Source organism: Mycobacterium sp. (assembly GCF_049280035.1).
In the GTDB taxonomy this organism is placed as follows: Bacteria; Actinomycetota; Actinomycetes; order Mycobacteriales; family Mycobacteriaceae; genus Mycobacterium.
Window position 1 is genome coordinate 1 of record NZ_JBAPPI010000259.1, and the last position, 3,923, is coordinate 3,923.

Consider the following 3,923-nt stretch of genomic DNA (forward strand, 5'->3'; position numbering starts at 1 on the left):
ACCCGGGCCCGCAACAGGCGGACTCTGCTCGGGCGCGGGCGGGCTCGGCTCCGGTGTGGGTTCCGGCTCAGCTGCGGCCGGCGGCAGCGTTGATGGCGTCGGGGCGACAAGCGGCTCGGCAGGTGGCGACTGCGGCGGTTTGTCAGCGTGCGGAATGGACATCTCCAGCCTGGTTTCGATCCGCTCGACTCGTTGCAGCAGTGCCGATTCGGTGTCACTGGCCGACGGCAGCAACAGCCGCGCGCAGATCACCTCGAGGAGTAGGCGGGGGGCCGTCGCGCCACGCATCTCAGTCAGACCGGCGTGCACGACTTCGGCGTAGCGGGTGAGCGTCGCCGTACCGATCCGGGCCGCTTGATCGCGCATCCGGTCCAGCACGTCTTGCGGCGCGTCGACCACCCCACGAGCGACGGCGTCCGGAACAGCTTGCAGCACAAGCAAATCGCGGAACCGCTCGAGCAGGTCGGTGGCGAATCGCCGAGGATCATGACCGGCGTCGATCACCGATTCGACCGCCCCGAACAGCGCCGCGGCGTCGCCGGCGGCGAGCGCGTCGACGGCCTCGTCGATCAGCGCGACGTCGGTGGCGCCCAGCAGACCCAGCGCCCGCTGGTAGCTGATCCGGTTGCCGTCCGGACCGGCTTCCGAACCGGCCAACAACTGGTCGAGAACCGAAAGAGTGTCGCGGGGGGAGCCGCCGCCGGCCCGGATCACCAGCGGGTAGACCGCCTCGTCAGCGACGACACCCTCCTGGGTACAAATGCGTTCGATCAGCGCCCGCATGGTGCGTGGCGGCAGCAGCCGGAACGGGTAGTGGTGGGTGCGCGACCGGATCGTCGGCAACACCTTCTCCGGCTCGGTGGTGGCGAAAATGAAGATCAGATGCTCGGGGGGCTCTTCGACGATTTTGAGCAGCGCGTTGAACCCTGCCGTGGTCACCATGTGCGCCTCGTCGATTATGAAGACCCGGTAGCGCGACTGGGCCGGCGCGTAAAACGCGCGGTCGCGCAACTCACGGGTGTCGTCCACGCCGCCGTGGCTGGCCGCGTCGAGTTCGACGACGTCGATGCTGCCGGGTCCGTTGGGTGCCAGCGCGACGCAGGAGTCGCAGACACCGCATGGCTTAGCCGTCGGCCCCTGCACACAGTTCAAGGACCGGGCCAGGATGCGCGCCGACGACGTCTTGCCGCACCCACGCGGGCCGGAGAACAGGTAGGCGTGGTTGATTCGGCCGGCCGCCAACGCGGTGGACAGCGGCTCGGTGACGTGTTCCTGTCCCACCACCTCGGCGAAAGTCGCCGGTCGGTACTTGCGGTAGAGGGCCACGGTCAGCAAGGCTACCCAGGCCCGCCGACGCGACCTATTCCTGGCTCAGCAGCGACTCGGTGGCGGACAGCAATGCGCAGGTGGCCAGCCCGTCGATGGCATTGCGCAGATCGGAAACCGGCGGGAAGGTCGGCGCGATCCGGATGTTCTTGTCTTCCGGGTCTTTCCGGTACGGGAACGACGCGCCCGCTTCGGTGACGGCGATGCCGGCGTCTTTGGCCAACGCGACGGTGCGTCGCGCCGTGCCAGGCAACACGTCGAGGCTGATGAAGTAACCGCCTTGCGGCTCATTCCAGGAGGCGATCTTGGATTCACCCAGCCGCTTGTCCAGGATCTCCAGCGCCAACGCGAATTTCGGCGCCAGCAGTTGCTGGTGGCGCAGCATCTGCAGACGCACCCCGTCGGCGTCGCCGAAGAACCGCAGGTGCCGCAGCTGATTGACCTTGTCCGGCCCAATCGACTTCTTGCCGGCGTACTGCAAGTACCAAGCGATATTGCCCAGTGATCCACCGAAGAAGCTGACGCCGGCACCGGCGAAGGTGATCTTCGACGTCGACGCGAAGACGTAAGGCCGGTTCGGGTTGCCCGCGGCGGCGGCCAGGCCCAGCACGTCGACTTGGCGAACGAAGTCCAGAGTCAAGGTGTGCACCGCGTAGGCGTTGTCCCAGAACAGCCGGAAATCTTCCGCCGCCGTGCGCATCTGGACGAGCCGCCGAACCGTCTCCCACGAGTAGGTGATCCCGGTGGGGTTGGCGAACACCGGAACCGCCCACATGCCCTTGATGGCCGGATCGACGGCGACCAGTTCTTCGATCAGGTCGACGTCCGGGCCATCCTCGCGCATCGGGATCGAGACCATTTCAATGCCCAGGGTTTCGGTGATGGCGAAGTGCCGGTCGTACCCGGGTACTGGACACAAGAACTTGACGCGCGGTTCGTCCTTCCAGGGCCGCGGCGAGTCCAGACCGCCGTGCAACATCGAGAAGACCACCACGTCGTGCATCAGTTCCAGGCTGGCGTTGTTGCCCGCGATCAGGTTGGGCACCGGGATGCCGAGCAGCTCGGCGAAGATGGCCCGCAGTTCCGGCAGTCCGTGCTGGCCGCCGTAGTTGCGGGTGTCGGCCCCCTCGCCATCGCGGTAGTCATCCCCGGGCAGACTCAGCAAGGCGTTGGACAGGTCGAGCTGCTCACTACATGGTTTGCCGCGGGTGAGGTCAAGGGCCAACTTCATCGACTGGAGTTCGGCGTAGTCCTGCTGGTGACGGGCATGTAATGCCTCGAGGTCGGTACGGCCTAGGGAGCTGAACGAGCCGTCCGACACCATCCGCCTTTCACTAACGACAATTTCAGTGCCACATAGGGGACCCCGCGCACCCGCCAGAGCCCATTGACCCTTGCTGCCTTCCGGCCCTGGGGGAGTTCACAGGATAGACGCCGCGCGGGGTCCACCGAGAGTCTAGTACTCGGGCCGGAATCAATACGCGAGCAGTCACAAGGCCAGCGAGAAGATATCGGGCTGTGCTCGGCTACCATGGCCGACGGAGGATTCGCCTAGTGGCCTATGGCGCTCGCCTGGAACGCGGGTTGGGTTAACAGCCCTCGCGGGTTCAAATCCCGCATCCTCCGCACTCAGTCCGGGGTGCGACCAGGCTTGATTGATATCGACTAGGGTCTGGTCGCGACCGGATACCAGCTCAAGGAGGGGCATGGGACGCAGGGCTGCCACGTTCTGGCACGTGACGTTCTCGATTGCCGCCGGCGTCCTCTATTTCTGCTTCGTGCTGCCGCGCTGGTGGGAGCTGATGGGCGACACCTCGCACACCCTGGGCACGGTGGCACGAATTGTCGCCGGCGTGCTGATCGGCCTGGCCGCATTGCCGGTGGCGTTCACCCTGCTGCGGGTTCGCAAGCCGGAGTACGGCACCCCGCAGCTCGCCCTGACGCTGCAGACCTCGTCGATCGTGGCCCACGTGCTGGCCGGCGTGCTGATTGTGGGCACCGCGATCAGCGAGATCTGGCTGAACCTCGACAACGTCGGACAATGGCTGTTCGCCATTTACGGAGCGGCAGCCGCGATCGCGCTGCTCGGCATTTTCGGGTTCTACCTATCGTTTGTCGCCGAGCTCCCGCCGCCACCGCCGAAACCGATCAAGCCCAAGAAAGACACGCAGCGGCGGCGCCGCAAGAAGGACGGCGAGGCCGAAGAAACCGAGGACGAGGAGTCCGACGGCGAGGCCGGGGAAGCCGCTGGAGCCGACGGCGACGAAACGACCGAAACAACCGAAACGCCCGAGGAAATCGACCAGCCCGCCGAGGTCACCGCCGAAACCGAAACCGAAGCCGAGACGACGGCCGCGGAACCGGAGTCGACGGCGCAAGAGGCGCCCGCGGTGGAAGACGCCGACCTGGACGACGGGCCCGTGGAGGACACCACCGACGACTCATCGGCACGCGGATTGCGCAACCGGCGCCCGACTGGCAAACCGTCAGGGGCGCATCGGCGCCGGCGCACGCGCCGCGGTGTCGCCGTCGAAGACTGACTTGTCCGTCTGCGGCGGTGACGCCGTCAAGTCCAGCCACGCGGTCATCAGGCGGGC

3 protein-coding genes, 1 tRNA gene and 1 other RNA gene are annotated in these 3,923 nt (G+C 66.6%); 2 read left to right on the forward strand and 3 right to left on the reverse strand.

Annotation, left to right across the window (positions count from 1 at the left end; all coding sequences use genetic code 11):
• From WAN71_RS08360 to ffs, 3 genes are all read right to left on the reverse strand, one after another.
• A partial coding sequence (locus WAN71_RS08360; protein ID WP_422224877.1) for a DNA polymerase III subunits gamma/tau occupies positions 1-1,326 on the reverse strand: 1,326 nt, incomplete at its 3' end.
• A 34-nt stretch (positions 1,327-1,360) separates the two neighbouring features.
• Positions 1,361-2,650 carry an aminotransferase class I/II-fold pyridoxal phosphate-dependent enzyme gene (locus tag WAN71_RS08365; protein ID WP_422224878.1) on the reverse strand — a complete coding sequence of 430 codons (1,290 nt, stop codon included), beginning with the start codon at positions 2,648-2,650 and terminating at the stop codon, positions 1,361-1,363.
• Positions 2,651-2,680: 30 nt separating this feature from the next.
• An RNA gene (gene ffs, locus WAN71_RS08370) (signal recognition particle sRNA small type) lies at positions 2,681-2,777 on the reverse strand.
• Between the two features lie 89 nt (positions 2,778-2,866).
• Here ffs and WAN71_RS08375 point away from each other — a divergent pair.
• A tRNA-Ser gene (locus WAN71_RS08375) sits at positions 2,867-2,952 on the forward strand.
• 80 nt (positions 2,953-3,032) lie between these two features.
• Positions 3,033-3,866: a hypothetical protein gene (locus WAN71_RS08380; RefSeq protein WP_422224879.1), complete on the forward strand. Its 834-nt coding sequence runs from the start codon at positions 3,033-3,035 to the stop codon at positions 3,864-3,866.
• The last annotated feature ends 57 nt before the right edge of the window (positions 3,867-3,923 follow it).